23 protein-coding genes, 1 tRNA gene, 1 pseudogene and 1 riboswitch are annotated in these 23040 nt (G+C 60.7%); of the genes and pseudogenes, 12 read left to right on the forward strand and 13 right to left on the reverse strand.

Features of this window, described 5'->3' with window-relative positions; all coding sequences use genetic code 11:
- Positions 1 to 56: 56 nt before the first annotated feature.
- The gene (locus FGZ14_RS18275) at positions 57 to 692 is read left to right on the forward strand and encodes a chloramphenicol acetyltransferase (RefSeq protein ID WP_139925619.1); all 636 of its coding nucleotides are present in this window, start codon (positions 57 to 59) and stop codon (positions 690 to 692) included.
- A gap of 26 nt (positions 693 to 718) precedes the next feature.
- Here the strand turns inward: FGZ14_RS18275 and FGZ14_RS18280 are convergent, their stop codons facing one another.
- Positions 719 to 1576, reverse strand: a complete 858-nt coding sequence (locus FGZ14_RS18280) for a phosphatase PAP2 family protein (RefSeq protein WP_139925620.1) — start codon at positions 1574 to 1576, stop codon at positions 719 to 721.
- Positions 1577 to 1781: 205 nt separating this feature from the next.
- On the opposite strand from FGZ14_RS18280, the gene FGZ14_RS18290 reads away from it, so the two are divergent.
- Positions 1782 to 3296 carry a site-specific integrase gene (locus tag FGZ14_RS18290; RefSeq protein ID WP_257883275.1) on the forward strand — a complete coding sequence of 505 codons (1515 nt, stop codon included), beginning with the start codon at positions 1782 to 1784 and terminating at the stop codon, positions 3294 to 3296.
- Between the two features lie 202 nt (positions 3297 to 3498).
- Entirely contained in the window at positions 3499 to 3831 is a 333-nt protein-coding gene (locus FGZ14_RS18295) for a hypothetical protein (protein WP_139925622.1), read from the forward strand.
- Here FGZ14_RS18295 and FGZ14_RS22130 read toward each other — a convergent pair whose 3' ends face one another.
- From FGZ14_RS22130 to FGZ14_RS18315, 4 genes and pseudogenes are all read right to left on the reverse strand, one after another.
- On the reverse strand, positions 3832 to 4476 hold the full coding sequence (locus FGZ14_RS22130) for an IS3 family transposase (protein WP_139925623.1): 645 nt from the start codon (positions 4474 to 4476) through the stop codon (positions 3832 to 3834).
- Positions 4431 to 4712, reverse strand: a pseudogene (locus tag FGZ14_RS22365) (IS3 family transposase); the annotation flags it as partial. The gene FGZ14_RS22130 and the pseudogene FGZ14_RS22365, both read right to left, overlap by 46 nt.
- Complete coding sequence (locus tag FGZ14_RS18310; RefSeq protein WP_139924510.1) at positions 4709 to 5011, reverse strand: transposase; 303 nt, start codon at positions 5009 to 5011, stop codon at positions 4709 to 4711. The pseudogene FGZ14_RS22365 and the gene FGZ14_RS18310, both read right to left, overlap by 4 nt.
- Positions 5012 to 5251: 240 nt before the next feature.
- Positions 5252 to 5324: transfer RNA gene (locus tag FGZ14_RS18315), tRNA-Gly, on the reverse strand.
- Between the two features lie 115 nt (positions 5325 to 5439).
- Here FGZ14_RS18315 and FGZ14_RS18320 point away from each other — a divergent pair.
- On the forward strand, positions 5440 to 5682 hold the full coding sequence (locus tag FGZ14_RS18320) for a hypothetical protein (protein ID WP_139925625.1): 243 nt from the start codon (positions 5440 to 5442) through the stop codon (positions 5680 to 5682).
- Between the two features lie 6 nt (positions 5683 to 5688).
- On the opposite strand, the gene FGZ14_RS18325 is transcribed toward FGZ14_RS18320, so the two are convergent.
- Positions 5689 to 6443 (reverse strand): IS5 family transposase gene (locus tag FGZ14_RS18325; RefSeq protein WP_257883276.1). Its coding sequence is split into 2 segments (ribosomal slippage): positions 5689 to 6110 and positions 6110 to 6443, totalling 756 coding nucleotides; the frame shifts between segments, so codons are not numbered across the junction.
- A gap of 76 nt (positions 6444 to 6519) precedes the next feature.
- Here FGZ14_RS18325 and FGZ14_RS18330 point away from each other — a divergent pair.
- A complete protein-coding gene (locus tag FGZ14_RS18330) occupies positions 6520 to 7059 on the forward strand; it encodes a GNAT family N-acetyltransferase (RefSeq protein ID WP_139925626.1) in 540 nt (179 codons plus the stop codon).
- An 81-nt stretch (positions 7060 to 7140) separates the two neighbouring features.
- The gene (locus FGZ14_RS18335; RefSeq protein WP_139925627.1) at positions 7141 to 8238 is read left to right on the forward strand and encodes a hypothetical protein; all 1098 of its coding nucleotides are present in this window, start codon (positions 7141 to 7143) and stop codon (positions 8236 to 8238) included.
- A 25-nt stretch (positions 8239 to 8263) separates the two neighbouring features.
- Here FGZ14_RS18335 and FGZ14_RS18340 read toward each other — a convergent pair whose 3' ends face one another.
- From FGZ14_RS18340 to FGZ14_RS18350, 3 genes are all read right to left on the reverse strand, one after another.
- Positions 8264 to 10603: a radical SAM protein gene (locus FGZ14_RS18340; RefSeq protein ID WP_257883277.1), complete on the reverse strand. Its 2340-nt coding sequence runs from the start codon at positions 10601 to 10603 to the stop codon at positions 8264 to 8266.
- A 169-nt stretch (positions 10604 to 10772) separates the two neighbouring features.
- On the reverse strand, positions 10773 to 11345 hold the full coding sequence (locus FGZ14_RS18345; protein WP_139925629.1) for an AraC family transcriptional regulator: 573 nt from the start codon (positions 11343 to 11345) through the stop codon (positions 10773 to 10775).
- Positions 11342 to 11695 (reverse strand): hypothetical protein, encoded by a 354-nt coding sequence (locus FGZ14_RS18350; RefSeq protein ID WP_139925630.1) that lies wholly within the window; start codon positions 11693 to 11695, stop codon positions 11342 to 11344. Before FGZ14_RS18350 ends, FGZ14_RS18345 begins: the two co-directional genes overlap by 4 nt.
- Before the next feature lie 229 nt (positions 11696 to 11924).
- Here FGZ14_RS18350 and FGZ14_RS18355 point away from each other — a divergent pair, with 229 nt between their 5' ends.
- Positions 11925 to 12203 (forward strand): hypothetical protein, encoded by a 279-nt coding sequence (locus tag FGZ14_RS18355; protein ID WP_139925631.1) that lies wholly within the window; start codon positions 11925 to 11927, stop codon positions 12201 to 12203.
- 85 nt (positions 12204 to 12288) lie between these two features.
- Here the strand turns inward: FGZ14_RS18355 and FGZ14_RS18360 are convergent, their stop codons facing one another.
- On the reverse strand, positions 12289 to 13374 hold the full coding sequence (locus FGZ14_RS18360; protein ID WP_139925632.1) for a DUF5074 domain-containing protein: 1086 nt from the start codon (positions 13372 to 13374) through the stop codon (positions 12289 to 12291).
- Between the two features lie 57 nt (positions 13375 to 13431).
- Positions 13432 to 15396 carry a TonB-dependent receptor gene (locus FGZ14_RS18365; RefSeq protein ID WP_139925633.1) on the reverse strand — a complete coding sequence of 655 codons (1965 nt, stop codon included), beginning with the start codon at positions 15394 to 15396 and terminating at the stop codon, positions 13432 to 13434.
- Positions 15397 to 15565: 169 nt separating this feature from the next.
- Positions 15566 to 15788, reverse strand: a riboswitch (cobalamin riboswitch).
- Positions 15789 to 15914: 126 nt separating this feature from the next.
- Here FGZ14_RS18365 and FGZ14_RS18370 point away from each other — a divergent pair.
- Complete coding sequence (locus FGZ14_RS18370; protein ID WP_139925634.1) at positions 15915 to 16514, forward strand: DNA-3-methyladenine glycosylase; 600 nt, start codon at positions 15915 to 15917, stop codon at positions 16512 to 16514.
- 88 nt (positions 16515 to 16602) lie between these two features.
- Here FGZ14_RS18370 and FGZ14_RS18375 read toward each other — a convergent pair whose 3' ends face one another.
- Positions 16603 to 17790, reverse strand: a complete 1188-nt coding sequence (locus FGZ14_RS18375) for a class I SAM-dependent methyltransferase (protein WP_139925635.1) — start codon at positions 17788 to 17790, stop codon at positions 16603 to 16605.
- A gap of 208 nt (positions 17791 to 17998) precedes the next feature.
- Positions 17999 to 18619: a hypothetical protein gene (locus FGZ14_RS21825; RefSeq protein ID WP_180754408.1), complete on the reverse strand. Its 621-nt coding sequence runs from the start codon at positions 18617 to 18619 to the stop codon at positions 17999 to 18001.
- A gap of 144 nt (positions 18620 to 18763) precedes the next feature.
- Here FGZ14_RS21825 and FGZ14_RS18385 point away from each other — a divergent pair, with 144 nt between their 5' ends.
- The 4 genes from FGZ14_RS18385 (at position 18764) to FGZ14_RS18400 (ending at position 22944) form a co-directional block, all read left to right on the forward strand.
- Complete coding sequence (locus FGZ14_RS18385) at positions 18764 to 19528, forward strand: DUF4397 domain-containing protein (protein WP_180754409.1); 765 nt, start codon at positions 18764 to 18766, stop codon at positions 19526 to 19528.
- Positions 19529 to 19680: 152 nt separating this feature from the next.
- Positions 19681 to 21000, forward strand: a complete 1320-nt coding sequence (ahcY, locus tag FGZ14_RS18390) for an adenosylhomocysteinase (protein WP_139925638.1) — start codon at positions 19681 to 19683, stop codon at positions 20998 to 21000.
- A 169-nt stretch (positions 21001 to 21169) separates the two neighbouring features.
- Positions 21170 to 21775, forward strand: a complete 606-nt coding sequence (locus tag FGZ14_RS18395) for an RNA polymerase sigma-70 factor (RefSeq protein ID WP_139925639.1) — start codon at positions 21170 to 21172, stop codon at positions 21773 to 21775.
- Positions 21776 to 21903: 128 nt separating this feature from the next.
- Complete coding sequence (locus FGZ14_RS18400) at positions 21904 to 22944, forward strand: FecR family protein (protein ID WP_139925640.1); 1041 nt, start codon at positions 21904 to 21906, stop codon at positions 22942 to 22944.
- Positions 22945 to 23040: the final 96 nt, after the last annotated feature.

Below are 23040 nucleotides of genomic sequence, written 5' to 3' on the forward strand. Positions count from 1 at the left end.
AAAGCAGGGGTAGGGGACAGGTAACAGCAAGGCAAAGTTACCGAACTTGCCGGCCTATGAAGCAGCTGATAGACCTGAGCACCTGGAACCGGCAGGAGCACTTTGCCTTCTTCTCCGCCTTCGAAGAGCCGTTTTTCGGGCTGGTAGCCGAAGTGGACGCCCGCCAGGCCTACGCCCGTGCCAAGGCCCTGGGCGTGTCGTTTTTCCAGCTCTACCTGCACTGCGCCCTCCAGGCCGTGAACCAGGTGGAGGCCCTGCGCTACCGCATCGAGGACGGGCAGGTGTACTGCTACGACCAGATTCACGTCTCGGCAACTCTCACCCGCCCCGACCACACCTTCGCGTTTTCCTTTGTGCCCTACGCGGCTTCCCTGGCAGAGTTCGGGGTAGGGCTGGCCGCCGAAATGGAAGCCGTGCGCCAGAGCACCGGCCTGCGCCTGACCCCCACCACTGCCCGCCCCGATGTTATCCACTTCTCGGCTATTCCCTGGGTTTCCTTCACCGGCCTCACCCACGCCCGGGCCTTCGCCCACCCCGACAGCATTCCGAAGATTTCAGTGGGGAGGGCGCGCCAACAAGGCGAGGCCCTGCTGCTGCCGGTAGCCATCAACGTGCATCACGGCCTGGCCGACGGCTACCACGTAGGCCTGTTCCTGGACGCTTTTCAGCGGGAGCTGAATGCTGGGTTATAGTCGCCTTACTGCTAAATAGAAGTGTGTTACTTGGGTCGCCAGGTAAAGCGCAAACCCGGCCCGCCCCCAAAGGCGCTGACCTGGCCGGGGACGTAGCCGCTTTGCCAGGTGGGCGTGAAGCTCATGCCCTCGGGTAGGCGGGGCTTGCGGCCCCAACGGTTGCGGTGGGTGAGGTAGCCCAGGTGGGCCGACAGAATCCCGAAGCCCGCACCGGCCACCACGTCGCTCTGCCAGTGCTTGTTATTAATCATGCGCAGGGCCGCTACGCTGGTGGCAATGGTGTAGGCCCCAATGCCGTACCACTGGCTTTTGTCGCGGAATTCGTTGTGTACGATGCTGGCGGCCAGAAACGCCTGCGCCGTGTGGCCCGAGGGAAACGAAAGGTTATCCGAGCCATCGGGGCGGGTTTCGCGGGTCAGGTTTTTCACCGCGAATACCGTCGTGAGCATAATCAGCTCACTTTTCAGCACCACCAGCCCCACGTTAATCCGGTCGTTTTTCGACTCTACCCCCGCCAGGGCCACCAACCCCAGCTCGGCGTACGGCGCGAAAATCAGGATGTCATCGGCCTTGGTGCGGAACGTAGGGAACAGCTTGTGAATGTCGCGGTTGGCATCCTGGTTGGTGTAGAAACCGCCTCCGTTGAAGGTGTAGGCCCCGTAGCCGATGAGTACGGCCGGCACGGCCACCGCCTTCACCAGCTTGCCCTTGTACCAGGGCTGCTTCACCGGGGCCGGCACCCCAGCCGGGTTTTCGAACTTGTGGGTGGTATCCGTGGGAGCGGCTGGGGTAGGGGCCGGGGCAACCTGGGCCGTAACGGGAGCCAGAGAAGCAGCACCAAGCGCAAAGCTCAGCGCCGCCCGATGAAGAAAGGAGCGTATCAAAGCACGAGGGGGTAAAGTGGGCAGGTCAGAAGGGTAGGTAAGCGCGGGGAAGTGTGTACGGACAAGGCGCCTACCCCGTCGAAGTATGTGAACGTTTTGTTAGCCCAACTTTCGTATTTCGTGCCAGTAGAGGTAGCAGGCTCGCTGCGTTGTATGCATCACGGTGGGCACTGCCAACAAAAAATCCACTTGCCTGGAAAGGCAAGTGGCTGATTTACAACGAGCGGGAAACGAGGCTCGAACTCGTGACCCTCAGCTTGGGAAGCTGATGCTCTACCCGTGGAAGTCCCCCGAAGAAGGGCTCCGTACACGAGAAACACGCTTCTGGAGACTACGACACACTGTTTTTCATCCTGGTTGGCATCACTTGTATGCCCCGTTGTATGCCCCGGCAACAGCGGTCAAAACCATGAGTAAGTCAACTGACCACAAAGAAGGACGGGCCACTGTCAAAGTGTTCTACAAGACCGGAAAAACACTCGCTGACGGTTCACACCCTTTCTACATCCGAGTCACCAAGAACCGGAAACAGATTTATCGATCTACGGGATTGTCACTGCATCCACGGTACTGGAACGCCGAAAAACAGGAGATAAGACGTAGCTATCCTGAGCCGCAACGGACTGATTTACTGCAGAAACTCGACAAATGGTTGCAGAAGTATGTTGGAGCAGCTGAGGCCTTATCGGATGCGGACGAGCACCATGAGGCTGATGATGTGCTCAGCAGAGCTGCGGAAGAGCGTAAACAACTCCGTCGAGTCAAGATTCTGGGTTTTATACAGGAATTAGTCGACGAGCTCATGACAACTGGCCAGATCGGAAATGCTAGTGTGTACCGTGACTTGCGTAATCAACTCTCAAAATTCATTAGCAGCGAGTACCATGCAGATGACATGCCCTTTGATCGGGTAAACGTACTGTTCTGTAATCGATGGGAAACTGTCCTCCGCACTTCAGGCATCAAGGAAATCACGCTGTCGTTTCGTTTCCGTACCCTCCGCGCTGTGTTAAACAAAGCAGTTGCCAATGGTGACGCAAAGCTTGAGCACTATCCATTCGCACGGAATGCTGCAGAAAAACACAAATTCAGCATTGGCAAGTTCGATGTCACAACACAGAAGCGAGCTGTCAGCCGTGATGCCGTGCGTCTACTGGAACAGTACAAGCCTCTGACCGAGCGACTGAAACTCGCAAAAGACGTGTTTTTATTTTCGTTTTACTGTGGAGGTATCAATTTCGTCGACCTAGCACAACTTCGCTGGTCGAATCTGAGTGCTGAAGATGCGGATTGGCGGATCTTACGACTGCGATACGAGCGACAGAAGACTGGAGGTAAGTTCTTCCTGAAATTACTTCCTCCGGCTGTAGAAATCGTGAGGTGCTACCGGTTGTCCCCTGACAATGCATTGATGAGTTATGTCTTTCCAATCTTAAGACACGACACGCATACGACCCCTATACAGATCAAGAATAGGTTGCATAAAGTACTTGGTCAGGTGAACAAAGACCTGAAAGTCATTGCTCAACAGGTAGGCATCGACACTGTGTTAACGACTTATGTTGCGCGTCATTCATTCGCGACTAGTCTGAAAAAGAGTGAGGTAGCTACAGGTATTATCAGTGAGGCGATGGGACACAAGTCTGAAGCGGTGACTGCGATATACCTCGGATCATTCGATTCTGAAGCGCTGGAACAGGCTTTCGAAACCCTACTGTGACAAAGAGTACGGAGTAGATGTGATGCCGAATTGAGGACTTCATTCCATCTACTCCGTGCGGGTTTCTGTATTATTTCGTGATTCTGAGTAGAAGAAAACACCTCAGTAAATACATTACTGACGAATACTGGTAAATTGGTTCGCGTAAATCACTTATGATCTCGATAACGCTATGACGAGAAAGTTACCCCACCTATTACTTGTGAATGAGCACGAGCGTGCATCAAAGATTAAGAAGCGACCTCGTGGAAAAGCGCGAGATGAAGAGAGTTTACCTCAAGTCATAACCGAGGAGGCTATTCAAGAGAAGGCAGCGGTGTTCAGTGCCAATCTCGCAGCGTTCGGGCGAGAGCAACGGCGTCGAGAAAGTGAGCGCAATCCAGAGTTACAGGTGCCCGCGACGCTTACGTCCGTGGAAATAGAGTTCCATGACTGGTTCGATGCCTTTACTTACGAACGAAGGTATTATGGGACTTTTGGACTACGCCTGAACAAGTATGCAGAATACAATACACGTGGTCTTGAGGTGGTCTAGCTAAGCCGGACACAATTGGGACGTTGTTTGAAGATAGGTTTCGAAGTGGTTGGGCGAGAGGTAGCCGAGGGCGGAATGTCGTCGTTCGGCATTGTAATAGGCGATGTGGTGGCTGATTTCGAGCTTGGCTTCGGCCAGACCGGGGAAGCTGCCGCCGTCGAGCAGTTCGGCCTTGAAGCGGCTCCAAAACGATTCGGCGTGGGCGTTATCGTAGCAGTTGCCCCGCCGGCTCATGCTTTGCTGGGCGCCGTGTTTGGCGACCAGGCTTTTGAAGCGGGTGGCTGTGTACTGGCTGCCCTGGTCCGAGTGCACGATAAGCCCGGCCGGGGGGCGGCGCACCACCAGGGCCCGGCGCAGGGCTTCGCTGACCAGGTCTTCGGGCATGGTGTCGCGCACGTCCCAGCCGACGATTTTGCGCGAGCAGCGGTCGAGCCACACGGCCAGGTAGAGCCAGCCCCCGCCCTGGCGGGGCAAATACGTGATGTCGCCCACCCAGACCCGATTCGGGGCCGTGGGGCTGGCTGGCCGAGCAAGCGGTTGGGTGCGGCCCGCACGGCCGGGTCCGAGTCGGTGGTGCGCGGCACGAACGAGCGCGGCTGCTGGGCCCGCAGGCCGTGGGCGTGGAGCACGCGGCGGATGCGCCAGCGGCCGACGGCATGGCCCTGGGCCTGCACTTCGGCGCGCAGCCGACGCGTGCCGTAGCGCTGGCTGTGGTAGGCAAACGCTTCACGCACGGCCACTTGCCAGGCCGGCTCGACCACTGGCTGCTGCCGGCGGCGCTGCCAGGCGTAATAGGCGGCCGGGGCCACGTGCAGCACCTGGCAGAGCTGGCGCACGGGCACGTGGGCGGCACGCTGGGCGATGTGCTCGTAGGTGCTCACCGGGTCGGCTGGCCGAAGATGACCAAGGCTTTTTTTAAAATGTCGAGCTCCTGCTCCGCCCGCTTCAGCCGGGCGCGCAGGGCGCGGACCTCCGGGTCACGGGCCACTTCCTCACTGCCCACTTCGGCCACGAGCTGCGCCTGCTGCCAGCGGTAGAGCAGTTTGGGACTGATGCCCAGCTGCCGCGCCGCCGCCTGCGTGCTGCGGCTTTCGCTGGCCAGACGCAGCGCCTCGGCCTTAAACGCCTCGTCGTATTTACGCCGTTTGTCGGGCGACGCCCCGCTGGGTTTTGCTGCCATAACAGAAGAAAGATACGTCCTTCTTCTGTCCACCTTGCTTAGACCACCTCAGTCGTCTTTGTGCATATTTGTTGACTGAACACAAGACGTTAGTACAGCTCTTTCAAAGGGTTTCCAGCTGTGATGGTAAACCTGGGTTTCCTCTCCACGCCGGCCATGGTGGTGAGCAGTATGACCCGTAGTATGCCCCAAAAGCAAAACAGGCACCTAGCCTTATAGCTAAATGCCTGTTAATGAATGAGCGGGAAACGAGGCTCGAACTCGCGACCCTCAGCTTGGGAAGCTGATGCTCTACCAACTGAGCTACTCCCGCGTGGTAAGGCAAAAGTACGGCTGGAAAATCAAATTCCAACTGCTTGCGTATTTCTGAGCTCCTTTGTGTTGTGTTTCACCACCGGCGTGCTTTGCGCCCGGTTCAGCTGCTGCTTATGTCCTGGCCCCTTCCGCCTACAACGCGCCGCCTGGTTGGCTGGCTTTTCCTGATTGCTGGGTTTTTGCTGCTGCTGGGGGTAGGGCTGCGGCTGGGCGTGGTGTACTACGAGTACCAGCAATTGGGCGAAGGCGCCCTGAACTCAACCCGGCTTATCCTGAGCCTGATGATGCTGGTAGCAGCCATGCTGATGCTGCGCTACGGCTGGCGCGAGCGGCGCGGCAACGATACCGTGGATTAGGAACTGTTAACAGTCACGCAACCACAGGACGGTTGCAGCCAGGTGAACAAAAGCTAAAAAATGCGCATCCAATTTGTCATAGCGGGTGGCTACGCGGCGGAACTGCTTGAGGCGGCTGAACAGCCGTTCGATGGGGTGGCGCTGCGCGTAGCGAGCCGCATCGAAAGGGCGCGGGTATCGGCGCTTGCGCCGGGGCGGAATCACGGCGTGGGTGCCGCGGGCGGCCAAGGCGGCCACCAACGGGTCGGAATCGTAGCCGCGGTCGGCGATGACGTAAGCCGGGGCCAGCCCGTCAAGCAGCGGCAAGGCCTGCGGGGCGTCGTGGCGCTGGCCCGCGCTCAAGCCCAGGCGCACGGACCGGCCGCGGGCGTCGGCCACGGCGTGCACTTTGGTCGTCAGCCCGCCGCGGCTGCGCCCGAGGGACTGCGGTCCGTTTTTTTGCGCGCGCCGCTGGCGTGCTGGTGGGCCCGCACCGTGGTCGAGTCCACCAGCAGCGTGTGCAAGGCGTCGTCCTGCTGCACGGCTGCAAAAATCCGGGCCCAGATGCCGGCCCGGGCCCAGCGCTGGAAGCGCGTGTACGTCGTGTGCCAATTGCCGCGTTCGGCCGGTAGCGCCCGCCACCGCGCCCCGTTGCGGGCCAACCAGAGCACGGCTTCCACGAACTGGCGGTTGTCGCGTCCGCGCCCGCCACTCGTGCCGGCCCGGCCCGGCAGTAGCGGAGCCAGCCGCGCCCATTGCGCATCGGTAAGCATCGTTTCCATGCCACAAGTTACTACTCACTGTTAACAGCTCCTAGCCCCTTACCTTTGCCGCTTTCCGCCGAACTGGTTTTCTGCTATGTCTTTTCCGCTCCGCATTCTGGTAGCCAAGCGCAACGCGGCCACCGCCGCTCAACTCGCCGAACTGGGCCAACGCCTGTTTCATGAAACCTATGCCGACCAAAACTCGGCCGAGGACATGGCAGCCTACGAAGCGGCTACCTTCCACCCCGAAAAGCAGCTGCGTGAGCTGGAGGACCCCGATACCGTGTTTTTGCTGGCCCAGATGGAGCAGGAGGTAGTAGGCTACGCCAAGCTGAAGCTACACGCTACCCTTGGCCTCGACCCCGAGAAAACCCCCGAGGAGCGCCTGGAGATTGAGCGGCTTTACGTGAGTGAAGACTGGATTGGCACCGGTCTTGGGGCAGCCCTCATGCGGCGAGCTATTGAGGAGGCGCGCCAGCAGGGCTGCCGGGCCGTAGTGCTGGGCGTGTGGGAGAAGAACGACCGTGCCCTGGAGTTTTACCGCCGCTTTGGCTTCCGCCAGATCGGGCAGCATAAGTTTGTAATCGGTTCCGATGAGCAAACGGATTTTATTTTGCGCAAAGGCCTGCACTAAAGGCGCTGGCCGCCAGGTGCCAGACTGTTGTTGCTGATCCGGGCTTGCTTCCCGGGCGTGGTTGTACTTAGCCTTCTGTTCTTGAAATCGATACGGTCCGTGTATAGTATTGGCGCCCTGGCGGTGAGCGGGGCCGGGCTGCTGTTGCTGGCCGCCTGTTCCGCTGATCCGGACGGCAGCCAGGCCGATGCTAGCGCGCCCCTGCCCACAGGCCACTACGAAGGTCCCATCAGCTACCAGGGCACCGAGCTGCGGGTAGCTCTTGACTTGTGCGAGGTAGCGCCCGGCAAGCTGCAGGCCGATGTCAGCTTCCCGCAGGTGCCCGGCCTGGAGTTTGAAGCCGCCCGCCTGAAGTACCAGGAGCCGCAGTTGCGGCTGGAGCAGGGGGTAGGGGGCATCAGTCTGCAGGCCGTGCGGGAGGGCGACTTTTTGCGCGGCGTGCTGAGCTGGGACAGTGTGCGCACCGATTTTGTGTGGGCCCGCCGGGGCGAGGCCGCCCCGCGCCCGTTCCGGGAGCAAACCCTGGCTGTGCGAACCGCAGGGGGTGCCCAGGCCGGGCAGCTGCGCCTCCCCGATGATACCGTGACCCACCACCCGGCCGTGGCCCTGGTGGCCCAGCCCCAGACCCTGGCCGCCGCCCAAACCCGGGCCGCCTACCTGGCGCGGCGCGGCTTCGTGACGTTGGTGGTAACGGCTGCTACCCCCGCGCAGCCTACCGACTCCGGGGCGTACCAGGTCGCGGCAGCCGCGTTGGCCGCGTTGCGCCGGCAAGCCGCCGTTGATTCGGGAAGGGTAGGGTACTGGGTGCGCGGGAGTCTGGCTCCGCAGGTGGCCGTGGCGGCTGGTAAGGATAAGCCCGCAGCTTTTGTGGTGATGGAAGCCGCGCCCGCCGCCACCCGCGAGCAGGCCGCCGCCTACCTCCCCCTGAGCCGCCAACGGGTGCCGGTGCTGGCCCTATATGCCGGCCTCGATACCACAACCAATGTGCGCGAGAGTGCTCAGCGCCTCCGTGCCGCGCTGGGGTACCGGAGTGGCTCCCAGGTGCGCGTGTATCCCCAAGCCGGCTCCGAGTTCCGGCAGCGCGGCCGCCTCGGCCCCGATGGGCAATGGCAATGGCCCAGACCGGCGGAGGGCTACTGGGAAGGCCTCGTGGAGTGGCTGCGGCAGCGCGGCAAGTAGCACCCCTAAGCAGCCTGGCAGGCAACTACAGAATCAGCAGGCCTTTCTCTCGCAGCAGCTGCCACCCCTGCGACAACAGGAACTGCTCCCAGGGTTGGGGCGCGCCCGAGGGGTAGGAAGCTGCGGCGTCTTTTAGCAGCAGCTTCGTATCGTAGTCGGTGGCGAGGCGGGTGAGCAGATCCTGCAGCCAGGGGCCCAACACGGCCGGCACCTTCACCTCGAAGTCCTCGGCCTGCTCATAGAACGTGAGGATGGCGCGCTGGCCTTTTTTGGCGGGCTCATAGCGCAGCTCTGGGGCATTGCCCAGCCAGAACAGGCGGTTGTTAGGCCGGGAAGCATCGGGTTTGCCGGGCTCCTGCAGGGCCTGCTGAATCAGGTGGCGGGGCAGGGTGGGCTTGGGCGTCCGGAAATCAAACCAGAAGCTGAGCGGCTCCTGCAGTGCTACCCCGTGCAGGTAGTTGTACAGGGCTTTGGTCAGGCCGGGGCCGAAGGCTTCGTGGTCGGTGCCGGTGGGGTCCTCATGCCACAGGTCGTTCCAGGCAAACGGGCCGGGCTCGGGGCCTACGGCGGCCACTTTATACTTGGCCGGGTTCTTCCCAACCGGCGAGTGGGCCGTCATCGAGAAGCGGTGCCAGTAGCCGCTCTGCACAATGCCCGCCTGAAACAGCTGCCGGACCACTTCCAATGAGTCCACGGTTTCCTGGGTGGTTTGGGTGGGGAAGCCGTACATGAGGTAGGCATGCACCATAATGCCGGCTTGGGTGAAGCCATCCGTCACGCGGGCTACCTGCGCTATGGTTACGCCCTTTTCCATCAGGGCCAGCAGCCTATCCGAAGCTACCTCCAGGCCCCCGCTCACGGCAATGCAGCCCGAGGCGGCCAGCAGGCGGCACAGGTCGGGGGTGAAAGTTTTCTCGAAGCGGATATTGCCCCACCACGTAATGCTTACCCGCCGCTTCAGCAGCTCCACGGCCAGGTCACGCAGGGCCAGGGGCGGGGCGGCCTCATCCACGAAGTGGAAGCCGGTCTGGCCGGTTTGGGCAATAATCTGCTCGATGCGGTCCACGAGCAGGGTAGCCGGAGCCGTTTCGTAGCGACTGATGTAGTCCAGCGTCACGTCGCAGAAGGAGCAGCGCTTCCAGTAGCAGCCGTGGGCCACCGTGAGCTTGTTCCAGCGCCCGTCGCTCCAGAGCCGGTGCATGGGGTTCAGCACCTCAATCACCGACAAATACTCCGTCAGGGGCAAATCGGAATAGTCCGGCGTACCTACCTCCGGGTGGGGCACATCCGGGAAGGGCTGATTGATGTACTCAACTTCCCCGGCTTCGTTCCGCCGGAAGGTGCGTTGTAACTGGTCAGTTGCTAAGTGCTGGTTGCCGGTTGTTAGTGGCAGACTTTCTGGAAATTCAGTGGGGTATCCTGAAAGTTGATTATCAACTAGCGCTTCCTGGTAGTTGGCATCCACTTCCTGATAACTGCCAACCGACACCTGAGAACTGGCAACTGACAACTGGTGACTGATAGCCTCCAGCAGGCGCAGCCAGGGGCCTTCGCCATCGTCCAGCGTCAGGTAGTCGATGTAATCGAAAAAGCGGGGCTCCTTGATGGTTCGGAGCTCGGTGTTGGGGTAGCCGCCGCCCATTAGGGTCAGGGTGCGGGGGCTGATTTCCTTGATGCGGCCAGCTAAGCGCAGAGCTCCGTAAAGGTTGCCCGGAAACGGCACCGTAAATCCAGTCACATCGGGCTGCACGCGGGCCACCAGCTCATCTAGTAGCTCCTGCAGCATCTGGTCCAGCAGGTTCGGCGGGGCCTGCAGGGCTTCGTGCAGGCCATCGAAGGTAGTGGCCGACATAGCCAGCTTCTCGGCGTAGCGTGAAAAGCCGAACTGCGGGCCCACGGTTTCCTTGATCAGGTCGCCGAGGTCTTCCAGATAAAGCGTGGCCAGGTGGCGGGCCTGATCGGTGAGGCCCATGGTGCCGAAGGCCGATTCCAGATCCGCTACGTTGTCGAAGCGGCCGGCCTCGGGCAGAAACCGCGAGTGGCAGATGCGTGGGGCCAGGGTGTTGTCCTTATTCTGCAGAAACCGGATGACCGGCCCGATGGTGCTCAGGTAGCTCTGCTGCAGGCGCATCATGCGGCGGGCGTTGTCGCTGAGCTCGAAGCTGCCCGTTTCAATGGCCCGGAAAACGCGCGTCAGTCCTTCCCGCGAAAACAGCTTCAGCACCAACTCCAGCCCGAGGTCGGCCTGGGTTACCTGATAGCCGCGCGGGGCCAGAAAGCCCTTGAGGTAGGCCGTGGCCGGGTAGGGCGTATTCAGCTGGGTAAGCGGCGGAGTAACAAGCAGGATGCGAAGCGAGGACGACACGGGCACTGGGTCAGAAAGAACCACAAAGATACGCCAGTTTAACCCGTAGCCGGCGGGCTCCGTTCCCCGGCCACGCCGGGGCCGGCGGTTTTCCTACCCCCATAAACGCAGCAAAGCCCCGAAGCGCCGGTGGCAGCTTCGGGGCTTTAAGCAGCAGGCAAAACGTGCGTTAGGCCAGCTGATCCAAGGAAAGGCGCTTGGGCATCAGGTCGCGGCGGAATTCGCTGACGGAGCGGCCGGTTACCTGCCGGAACTGATTGCTCAGGTGCTGGCCGGAGCTGTAGCGCATTTGCTCGGCAATTTCGCTCAGCGTCATTTCATTATAGCTCAGCATCTCCTTCACGCGCTCAATTTTCAGACGGATCAGGTATTTCTCGATAGTGAGGTTCGCCGTGCGCGAGAACACCTTGCTCAGGTGCGAGTAGGTAGCGGCAAACCGGTCGGTGAGGAAGGCCGAGGTAGTCAGGGGCATGCGCGCCGTGCGCAGGTGCTCCAAGTACTCGACCAGGGCGCTCTTGATTTGCTCGGTGAGCTGATCGGCGCGGCCCATCAGCACATCGAAGCCCGCTTCGCGCAGAATGGGTGCTACGGAGGCCGGATCGGCCGGCGTGCTGTGGTCGAGCTGAGCCTGGCCCAGCGTAACATCGGTGGGGCGGTAGCCCGCTTGCTCAAGCAGGTTGCGCACGGCTTCGATGCAACGTGGGCAAACCATATTTTTAATGTGGAGGAGCGTCGTTTTCACGGTTGTTGGGTTGAGTTCAGCCGCGTTGCGGTTCGCGTGGGTTTACGAGTAGGAGCCGGGTTTGGGTTAGGTCGCGGACGCCGCAGGGGTTCCGCGTGGGATTCTGCCCAACCTTTCCCGAACCAATTCATGGCCGCCCAGTTTACAAAGGGAACAACCCCCATAAATGTTACGGCCAACAGGGAGAAAAATACGAAAAAAGCGCCGAAGAGCCGGCCGAAGAAGGAGTCCTGCACTCCAAACAGGTAGGCTACCAGCGCCAGCGCCAGCACGAGGCTGATGCCGGCCAGCACGATAACCCGCCGCAGAGGCGCTTTAGAAGTGGCAAGCTGAAGAACAGAACGGTTCATGGCAACAGGGACAGGAGGACAAATATAAAGGTCTATCCTATTCGGGAGCCAGGGCGGGCCGAGGGGCCGAAGCCGTCAGGAGTAACAACAACGCATACGGATGGGGTAGGTTTTGGTCGTGGAAAATAAAAGGAGAGGCAGGGGAAATCATCTTACGTAAAAACCAGCGGCGCGGTCAGCCGTACAGGCCAAAATAGCATACGTCTTACTTCTCTTCCCTACCAAGCACATGAAAACCTCTGTTTTTCTTCGACTTATAGCCGCTACGGCCCTGCTGGCCGGCCCGCTTACTGCCTGCAACACCGGTAACGAAGCCGGTGACACCAATGTAGAGCGTGGCGCCGCCAAAGACCTGGGCATGGACACCAACATGCCCAGCCAGAACCCCTCAGCTGATTCTGCTACCTCGGGCATGAACCGCGACACGATGAAAACGCCCACCGGCCGCCAGGTGTATGAGGGTGCCGCTGACCGCAAAGACCGCAACAACGACGGCCTGGCCGACTAGCGTTTTCCTACCCCCCTACACACGCCAAACGGCCCGCCTCCTGCAAGGGAAGCGGGCCGTTTGGATTTCGGAGAATCGGTGGGGCTTAGTTGAACACGAAGCCGTTGGGGCCGATGTTGACCGTGAAGGAATCGATGGGGGCGCCGGTGGGCCGGTAGCGAATTACCTTGTCGGTGCTGGTGAAGGACGCTACCCCACCGTAGATGGTGCGGTCCGTGGGGTCCACGGCCAGGGCATACAGGTTGCGCCGAATCAGGGGCTGGGTCGGAAGCGTAGTGTTGCCGATGGTGTACATATACACGCCGCCCTGGTAAGTATAGTACAGCTCGTTTTTGGCGCCGTTGGTGGTCAGGCGGCCCGGCGAGCTGGTGTTGGTGGGCATTTCGAGGGTAGTAACCCCGGCCTGGCCCGGCACAATCTTCGAGAGGCTACCCTTGGTCGTGCGGGTATAGTCCACCGAAAAGTCGGCGTTATAGGCTACCCGGCCCCCGCTCAGCACCCAGATGTTGCCGTCGCTGCCCTGCACAAGGCTGTTAGGCGCATCCCCAACCAGTATGTTGCCTATGGCCTCGTCGGTGTCGGTATTGATGATGGTGACGGTGCTGCCGCCGCTGTTGGTTACGTACAGGCGGTTGCCTATGGCCAGGAGGCGCTCCGGCTGCTTGCCCACGGCAATGGTTTTCACTACTGAGTTGGAGCGCAGATCAATCACGGAAACCTGCCCGGCCGTAGCCGAGTACGACACGGTTTCCGTGACGTAGCCCTTGGTGCCGGAAACCGCCGCGAAGTAGCGCGGGAGCTTCAGGCCCTCAATAGTAGCCACCGATTTGAAGTTGGGCAGCGATACTACCTCCAGCTTGTTGCTGTTATTGACCACGATGTACGCCGTGGAGCCCTGCAGGCTCATGCTCTGGGCTACGTCGCCGAGGCTGCGCTTATTGGCCGCACTGAACGCCGACGAGTACAGCACCGAGCTAGAAGTTTTGCTCAGCACGCTGACCTCGGCGTTGGCTTTCTGGAAGTTGCCCTCATTCAGCACCAGTACGCTGTTGTTGGGGATGGTAACGGCCTCAGGGTCATCGTCGGAGCCGCAGGAGACCAGGCCCAGGGCCAAGAAGGAGCCCCACAGCAGGCGGGAAGTAGCAGGGGCGAAGGGAAAAAATCGGGTCATGAAGGGAAGCGTATATAAAAAAAGAGTAAGGAAGAAATTGCGGTAAGCAGGGCCCACCTAGTGCCACAGCACCCGCAAACTCAGGGTGCCGTAGCGCAGGGGCGTGGCGCGGTTGTCGTAGCTTTGGTAGCTATGGTTGGTGAGGTTGTAACCCTGGGCCAGTACCAGCAGCTTCCAGTCGGTACCCACAGCCACTGTGCGCCCCAGGGTAGCGTTCAGCAGTGGGTAAGAGGGCAAAAACCGGGTGGCCGAGGCATCGGTGTAGCGCTGCCCCGTGAAGGTGAGGGTGGTGCTTAGCTGCCAGTCGCGCCAGCGGTGGTCGGTGCTCAGGGCGGCTGTATGCAGGGGGACAAAGGGCAACTGCCGCCCGGCCGGGTCGGTGTCGGCAGCCGTGCCTTTGGTCTTTTCTGATTGGGTAAAGGCGTAAGAAGCCCGGGCCGTGAAGTAGTAGGCTCCTGGCTTCCAGCCCAGCTGGGTACTGGCCTCCACCCCGTGGGCGCGCACCTGCCGCAGGTTGCGCGGCGACCAGTAGGTAGCCCCCGGCGTCCATTGCACCCAGTTATCTACCAGTTGGTGGTAGGTCGTCAGCTCCGTTTGTAGCTGCAGATGAGTGGGGGCCAGAGTCAGAACGTGTACTACCCCGCCCTCATAGCCCAAGCCTTCTTCGGGCAGCAGATCGGGGTTACCGCCGGGGCGCCAGTACCGCTCGTTGAGGGTAGGAACCCGGTAGCTGCGCGAGGCGCTGGCCTTCAGGCTTACCGTGTGCCGAAGGGCCCGCAGAGCCTCCCATTCGGCGCCGGCAGTGGGGGTAAGCGGGGGCTGCCGGCCGGGCAGCAGGGCCTGGCGCACGTTCAGGGACAGGTGCAGGCGGGGGCGCGGGTCGTAGCGGAGCAGGGCAAAGCCCGAGAAACGGTTCTCGGTGTGCCGGCCGGCGCCGTAGCCATCTACCTGCGCCGCGAAGTGCTGAGCCTCGGCTCCAACCCGCAGTGAAGCGTTGGGCGCGAAGCTCCACGTATGCTCGGCCTGCGCCTGCGTAGTGCGCACCCCGGATTCACTCAGCCCACTCACCTCGTCGCGGTAGTTGATGATGTCTTCAAACCAAGCCACCCGGGCGGCCCACTCGTGGCGGAAGCTTACGTGGCGGTAGCCGGCCATCAGGCGGCGGCTCTGGTCCCGCTCCCGGGCCTGGGTGTTGTTCGTGCCGATGCCGGGCTGAATCTGCCGGTCGGCGTCGGTTAGCCAAACGGCTGCCGTTAGTTCGCCCTGCTGGCCCAGGCGCAAGCTCAGGTCCTGGCTAAGGCTGGCCTGCTGCAGGGCCGCATTGGCCTGGCGGCGGCGGGTACGCCCCGCCGCAGTCTGCTCGTAGTACGTGAAATCGTTCTGGGCCTGCCGGTACAGCAGGCTGGTACGCACGGCCAGCTTGTGATTGCTGAAACTGGCCTCCAGGTTACCAGCCCGCAGCCCGAAGCTGCCGTAATCGGCCTGGGCTACCGCCCGCGCGCCCGCTCCCCACCTCACCCCCGACGAGAGCAGGATCGTTCCGCCTACGGCGCCGTTGCCGTAGGTAGCACTGGCCGGCCCCGGCTGAATGTCCACCTGGGTCGCGCCAGTGGTTGTTAGCAGCGAAAAGTCGGTTTCGCCCAGGGAAGGGAGGCTAATGTTGAAGCCGTTCCAGAGCACGGCCGTGTGCCGGGCCGAGGTACCGCGCATGGTAATGGACGCCAGCTGACCGGGTCCGTAGTTTTTCAGGTAGAGGGCTGTGCGAGCCGTCAGCACATCGGCCAGCGTACCGGAGCGGTAGGTGTCCAGGGCCAGAGAATCCAGCGTGAGCCGCCGGCTGCCCACCGCAAACCGGTCGGGGCGGGTGCCGGCCACGCGCACGGTAGGCAGGTGCTGGGCGCGGGCCGAGTCGGGAGCCAGCAGGGCCGATTGAGCCGCAGCCGGCAAGCTCGCGGCGACCAGCAGCCCGCTGCCAAGCGCAGCCGCCACCCAGCCACACGGCGGGAAAAGAGAAAAACGCATCTTCCGAACCAAATTTTCGCAATCGAAAAATTCAGTTCAAAACCTCAGGAACCAGACAGCCGCCAGGCAGCTACCCCCTCCCCGAAGCCGAGGCCGAAAACAGATGATAATTCTGCGCCGCCGAAGCGCCGCCACTGCATTCATTCTCCGCCCTTCCTCCGCAGGCGCTGAACATAGGAAATACAGAGGCAGGTCTCCTGGCTTGCTCCGGGCGCGTCGCCTTCCCATTTCTCCGGCCTGCCGGGGCAGGGCCTTCTTTGAAACAGTGGCCGGTGATGACGCGCCGACTCATGAAGCGTACAGTTGCGGGGACAGCTCCGGATTTTAACCGGATTCCCTTTTCAGCCTCGCCCCGCATTTAGGGTCCGGCCACCTCTACGGGGGCAAAGGTAGGGCAAATTGAGGAAGAAGCCAGCCCTAGCCAGGGTGGAGGTGCCCGAGGGGGTAGGGCAGGCACAGGGCCCGCAACCTTCCGACGCTAATCGGGTAACATGCTAGCGCCTACCCCCGCTTTCCGCATGAAACTTCCCGCCGCCTTTTACCGCCGCCCCGATCCTGTTGCCATTGCCCGCGAGCTGCTGGGCAAATACCTGTTCACCCGCATCAACGGCGTGCTTACCGGCGGCCGCATCGTGGAAACCGAGGCCTACGCCCACCTCAACGACCAGGCCTGCCACTCGCACCTGGGCCGCTATACGGCGCGCACCAAGGTAATGTACGAGCCCGGCGGCGTGGCCTACACCTACCTGATTTATGGCCGCTACGTGCTGTTCAACATTATCACCAACGAGGCCGGCAAAGCCGACGCGGTCCTGATCCGGGGCCTGGAGCCTACCGAAGGAATTCCGGAAATGCTCCTGCGCCGGGATATGACCCAGGTGCGCCGCAACCTCACCGGCGGCCCCGGCCTGCTTACCCAGGCCTTGGGCATTACCAAGGCCCATTATGGCTTCGATGTAACCGGAGACACCATCTGGCTGGAAGACCAGGGAGAGGTAGTGCCCGAAGCCGAAATCCTCGCCTCACCGCGCGTTGGCATTGACTACGCCGGCGAAGACGCCGCGCTGCCCTGGCGCTTCCGCATCAAAAGCAGCCCCTGGACCAGCCCGGCGAAGTGATGATAAGGTGAAAAAATGAGGTAAATGGTAGCACGGCTTCTGTCACTTGCTACCACTTACCTCATTTCTTCCTCACCTCATTACTTTATCACAGCTTCTCACACACCAGTACCATCAGCTTGCCTTCCAGATTGGTGGTGGCAAACAGGTACAGGTCGCCGCCCTCGCGGATGCCGGTACGGTGGCGGAACTCGGCTACCGTGTCGGGAAAGTTGCGGGTCGTGACGTGGGCGCGGGCTTCGGGGCCTAAGTGAGTGCGCAGGGCCTGACCATCGTATTTCTCCACGGCCCGGATGCGGAAAATACGGCCCGGAAACTCCGGTCGCAGCGTATCGGAGGTGTAGAGGTGGCTGTGCTGGTGCAACTTCAGCATCTCGAAGGCCGTGCCTACGCTGCGGAAGGCGCCGGCTTTCAGCACGGCCACGTTGGGCTCGTAGAGAAACTGCCGGGGCTCAGCGTAGCGGGCAACGGCACGGGCCTCGCGGGCGCGGTTCAGCCGGAACTCCTGCTGCTGGCCGCTACGGAGCAAATTCACCGTAAACCGCTCCGGGTCGATGGCCGGCTCGGGTCCCAACTCATAGAGTACCTCCTTGCACTCATTATCCACGGCCACTACCCACAGCCGCCGCACATGCCGCAGCTCCTGAATAGCCTGCTCAATATCGAGCATGGGCGAGGTTTTCAACAGCACGCTCCGGCCCTTCTGCAGCAGCAACGGCATCAGGCGTAGTACGTCGGGCTCACAGTCCTGCAGTCGGAAAATCTTCTTGGCGGCCGTATCGCGCCGGGCCGGGTCGAGGTAGAGCCAGTCGAAGGTGTCGGGGGTGTTGCGCAGAAAGTGTACCGCGTCCTCGTTGTGGCACACCACATTCCCGATGCCCAGCTGGGCCAGGTTAAAGCGCACCACTTCCGTCAGGGCTGCGTTGCGTTCCACATAGTGCACCTCCGCCACCGTAGCCGCGAAGTGAGCCGAGTCAACCCCGAAGCCGCCGGTGAGGTCGGCCAGGCGCTGGCCCTGCACCAGGGAAGCCTTGAAAGCCGCCGTACGGGCCGAGGAAGCCTGCTCTACCGAGAGGGTAGGCGGAAACACCAAGTCGGGGTTATCGGCCCAGGCAGGGAGCTTGGTGCGGGCCTTCTGGCGCGCCTGAATCTGGCGCACCAGGTCGGGAACGGGCAGGCCGGGGTAGCGGCGGGCCTGCAGGGCAAGCTGAGCGGGGTCGTCGTGCAGGTGGTCGGCAACGTATTGCCGAGCCGCTGCCGGCAGGGGGTATTCCATGTAGGGGGCCTACGAAAATGCGGCAGGCCCAGGCGCAGCGCCGGACCTGCAAGATCAACAGATAGCCAAACGTAAGCAGGAATCGGGCAAGAGCCAGCAGCCCGGCCTGGCGTTTGGATGGGTATAAACAAAAAATCATTCCGGTTAGCGCCAGCTTTCGGGGTAGAAAGCCGGCCGCTAACCGGAATGATTTGTAACGCGCGTAAGGCTAGCGCAGGTTCCAGGTAAGGGCTACCAGTGGGCGCCCCGTAGCGCTGGCCGTGAGGCCCACGGCGCTGGGCCGCAGCTGCACGGCCCCGGTGCGGGCTGCTGGCCGGTCGGCATTGTAGGCCTCCACCGCCCGCTGAAAGTGCGAGTTGGTGTTTCTGGAAATAAAGACGTTGCTCAGCAGGCTGGCCAAGGCAATGCCGGCGGCGGCCTTCTGGGTATTGTTAAAGTACTGCTGCTTCTCATCCAGGGCCAGTACCTGCTGACTGTACAGGCCTACGGCTCCCACAAACGTGAGGCGCTCGGCCAAGAACAGCCACTTCTGACGGCGGTAGCGGTTGAGGTTGTCCAGGGCCTCCTCGTTGCCTGCCAGGTAAGGGCGCAGCCGATGTCCGAAGAAACCGGCGTTCTGGTATTCGGCCTCCGTGGAACCGTTGCCGGTGGTAAAAAAGAAGTTTTTCTGCGCCCCGTTCAGGCCCCGCTGCTGATCCTCGGGGCTCAGGCGGATAACGGTAGGAGCCTGCTGGGCCTGGGCGCCCAGTGCCAGACCAAAGGAGCAGGAAGCAACAAGTACAGAGCGGCGCACAAGGCCCAGAAGCCGGGCGGAAATCGGTTGAAGCATGAGTACAAATCTATACTACTATCATTGAGTGTCCTAAGCGCTCCGGCGGGAAAAAAGTGCAATTCGCCGAGGAAAATTTCTGCTTCCACTCAACAAAAGCCCAAAGGCCTTCGTTCTGACGGGCGATTCACTAAGCTACGTGCTATGAAAACCCTGACATCCTTTTTGCGCCCCGCCGTTTTGCTGGCCGCTTTGCCGGCCGCGCTAACCTTCACGGCCTGTTCCGATGATGACGACAACACCAATACCCCTAAGCCCGACCAGGGCAGAGTAATGGTAGTGCATGCCGCCGCCGCGACCAACGTGCGGGTAAAAGCCTTTATTAAAAATAATGAGGTAGGGCAGCTCGACTACGGCCAGGCCAGCCCGTACGTGGCAACCAATGTCGATACCACCACAGTGAGTGTTAACGTAGCCAGCACGAATATAAAGGCCGCCAGAACTGTGGTAAAAGTCGAAAAAGACCAGAGCTACTCAGTGTTTGCCTATTCGCCCACAGCTACCATCGGCAGCATTTCCCTTCTCACTACCGCCGATGATTTGACCGCCCCGGCAGCTAATCAAGCCAAAGTGCGGCTAGTGCATCTGGCCGTGGGGGCACCCACACCGGTTCGGCTGAGCGTACCTTCTCCCATTCCGGGCGGGGCCGTCACTGACCTTACTCCCGACGTAGCCTTCGGGGCGGCCTCCGGCTTTGTGGCCGTAAATGCCGGCTCGCCTACTCTTACCATCACCTCCACCGCTACTCCCCGTACCCAGGTGCTGGCCGTAGGCGACGGTTCAGGTTCGGGTACTGGCGCCAAGGCCTTCGAGGCCGGCAAGATCTACACCATCGTAGTGCGCGGTATTGTCGGGGCCGGGGTTCCGGCAAACCAGCAAGCACAAGCGGTTATTATTCAGAACAATTAGGTTTAGGTTGTCCCGGTTCGAGCGCCTGCTCCGGCTAAGCTGGGGCAGGCGCTTTTCGTGATAAGCAGTTGGCAATCAGGAATGACAGAAAAGGATAACAAATCAAGTATCTTTGCAGTTGAAACGCGACAACGCATCCAGTATTCTGCATCATGGTTGATACCAAGACCACGGCCTACGTTCCGTACAAAGTAAAAGACATGTCTCTGGCCGAGTGGGGCCGGAAAGAAATACGTCTGGCCGAAGCCGAAATGCCCGGCCTGATGGCCCTGCGCGAGGAGTATGGCAGCAGCCAGCCCCTGAAGGGCGCCCGTATTGCCGGCTGCCTGCACATGACCATCCAGACGGCTGTGCTCATTGAAACGCTGATTGCGCTGGGCGCCGACGTAACCTGGTCCTCGTGCAACATCTTCTCAACCCAGGACCATGCTGCTGCTGCTATTGCTGCAGCTGGTATTCCGGTGTATGCCTGGAAAGGCATGAACGAAGAGGAGTTTAACTGGTGCATTGAGCAGACGCTGTTCTTCGGCGAAAAGCGCGAGCCCCTGAACATGATCCTCGATGACGGTGGCGACCTGACCAACATGGTGCTGAACCAGTACCCCGAGCTGGCCGCCGGCATCAAAGGCATTTCGGAGGAAACCACCACCGGCGTGCTGCGCCTGATTGAGCGCGTGAAAAACGGCACGCTGCCCATGCCCGCCTTCAACATCAACGACTCGGTTACTAAATCGAAGTTCGACAACAAATACGGCTGCAAAGAGTCGGCGGTGGATGCTATCCGCCGGGCTACCGACGTGATGATGGCTGGCAAAATTGCTGTGGTAGCCGGTTACGGCGACGTAGGAAAAGGTACCGCCGCTTCACTGCGTGGTGCTGGTGCCCGCGTTATCGTGACGGAAATTGACCCCATCTGCGCCCTGCAGGCCGCCATGGACGGCTACGCAGTGAAGAAGATGGCCAATGCCATCAAGGAAGCTGACATTGTGGTAACTGCCACCGGCAACTGCGACATCATCACGGAAGAGCACTTCCGCGCCCTTAAGGACAAAGCCATCGTCTGCAACATCGGCCACTTCGACGATGAAATTGACATGGCCTGGCTGAACAAAAACTACGGCCACACCAAAGACACGGTAAAGCCCCAGGTGGACCTGTACAACATCGAAGGCAAAGAGGTAATTATTCTGGCCGAAGGCCGCCTCGTGAACCTAGGCTGCGCTACCGGGCACCCTTCCTTCGTGATGTCGAACTCGTTCACGAACCAGACGCTGGCTCAGCTGGAGCTGTGGCAGAACGCCGATAAGTACGAGAATAAAGTGTATACCCTGCCCAAGCACCTCGATGAGAAGGTGGCCCGCCTGCACCTCGCCAAAATTGGCGTGGAGCTGGATGAGCTGAAGCCCAAGCAGGCCGACTACATTAACGTACCGGTGGAAGGCCCCTTCAAGTCGGACCTGTACCGCTACTAGGCGGTCCTACCCCCGCAGAAATACTAAACCCCGCCCGGCACTGCGCCGGGCGGGGTTTTCTGTTAAGCCGGAATTACGGACGAGTATGCAGGGGAATGAATATGTGGTATTTATCGGCCTTTAGATAGTATATTAGCTGCCATTCCTGCCGTGCTTATTTCTTTGATCTGTGACTTCAATTTCCCTGCGGATGTATGCCTCCTGGCCCGACGCGGCGTTGCTCGATGCGATGCGCACGGATGAGGAAGGCGCGTTCGGGGAATTGTACAAGCGCTATTGCTACCGCCTGTTCACGGTGGCTTATCAAAAGCTCAAAAGCCGTGAGGTAGCCGAGGAACTGGTGCAGGACCTGTTCGCTGACCTGTGGAGCCGCCGCGCTACCCACCAGGTTCAGCAGGTGGAATATTACCTGTTTGCGGCCTTGCGCTACCGCATCATTAACTATATCAAGGCTCAGAAAGTCAGGAGCGGCTACGAGCTGTACTGCCGCCTTGCCCCCACGGAGGCCAGCACCGAAACGGAAGAAACCCTGGCTGCGCAGGACTTAAGTGCGGCGCTGCTGGCCGGCGTGCGGAATCTGCCCGAAAAGTCACGCGAAATCTTTCAGCTCAGCCGGCTGGAGCATTACTCCGTGCCGGAAATATCGGTGCGGGTAAACCTGTCGGAGAAATCGGTGGAGTATCACCTGACCAAATCCTTGAAGCTGCTACGGAGCTACCTGCGCGATTTTCTGGTGGCGGCCCTGCCGCTGTTACTGCTACAGCTATATAAGTAGCGCCCGCCTGCGGTGTGGTGTAGATGGCGGGGTAGGGAATATTTTTTATAAAAAGTTTGCGGTGGGTTTAGGGCTGCGGGCCGGTTGGCTGACTTGTTAGATAGAAGCCTCCCTAACTTTTGCCTCCCGTGACGGAATCCGAGTTCCATCTGCTACTTCAGCGCTACCTCGACGGGCAGTGCACACCCGCTGAGCAAGCGGTGGTGGAACAGTGGTATAACCGTTTGGAAGAAGCGGAGGGGGTAGCCCTACCCACCCAAAACCAGGAAGCTGTGGAAGATGCCATCTGGCAGCGGCTCCCGCACCCGCTGGTGGCTCCCGCGCCCGTTGCGCCCCAGGTACGGCAGCACCCGGCATCTCAGCCGAGCTGGGTGTGGTGGGCGGCGGCCATGCTGGTGTTTGCCTTGGGCCTTGGCGCACTATTCACTTACGTGCACGGGCCTTTGGGGTCGCTGGTAGGGGTAGCACAGGAAAACTGGACGCGCCACCGCAACGCTACCCGCCACGAGCAGGAGCTGCAGCTGCCCGATGGTACCCGCGTGACGTTGCATCCTGGTAGTCAGCTGCGGTACGCTACCTCCCTGGCAGGGCCCAAGCGGGAAGTGTACCTGGAAGGGGAAGCCTTCTTCAAGGTCAGTAAGAATCCGGCCCGGCCTTTCCTGGTTTTCTCCAAGCAAGTGGTTACCACGGTGCTGGGTACCAGCTTCCGGGTGAAAGATTACGCTGATGGGGTGAAGGCCTCAGTAGCGGTAAGTGAAGGCAAAGTGTCGGTGCAGGCCCGCGAGAAAGCGGAGCTGGATGCTACCCCTGCCAAGCCCGCCGAAGCCGGCGTAATACTGCTACCCAACCAGCAGGTCGTGTATTCGGCTGCCACGCGCCAGCTGCGCAAAAAGCTGGTGGAAAAGCCCGTGGTATTGTCGGCGCAGACGCTGGAGTTTGATGCACGCCCGGTGCCGGAGGTACTCACGGCGCTGGAAAAGGCCTATGGAGTTACAATCGTGTATGATGAGCAGAAGCTGGCGGGCTGTACCGTAAGCATTGCTTTCTACGATGAGCCCCTACTGGAAAAGATAGGTCTGCTGTGCCAGTCGTTGGGGGCCTCCTATAGCTTATCCGATGCTCAGATTATCATTCACAGTTCCGGCTGCCAAGCGCGCCCCATTGAATAGAGTTACCTGGCGCGCTGATTAGCCGCCGTCCGTTCCCTACCCCAGCCTTGGGCTGAAACACACCTCCTGTGCAAGTTACTGCATTGCAGCTTGTTA

This window comes from Hymenobacter sp. DG01 (assembly GCF_006352025.1).
In the GTDB taxonomy this organism is placed as follows: domain Bacteria; phylum Bacteroidota; class Bacteroidia; order Cytophagales; family Hymenobacteraceae; genus Hymenobacter.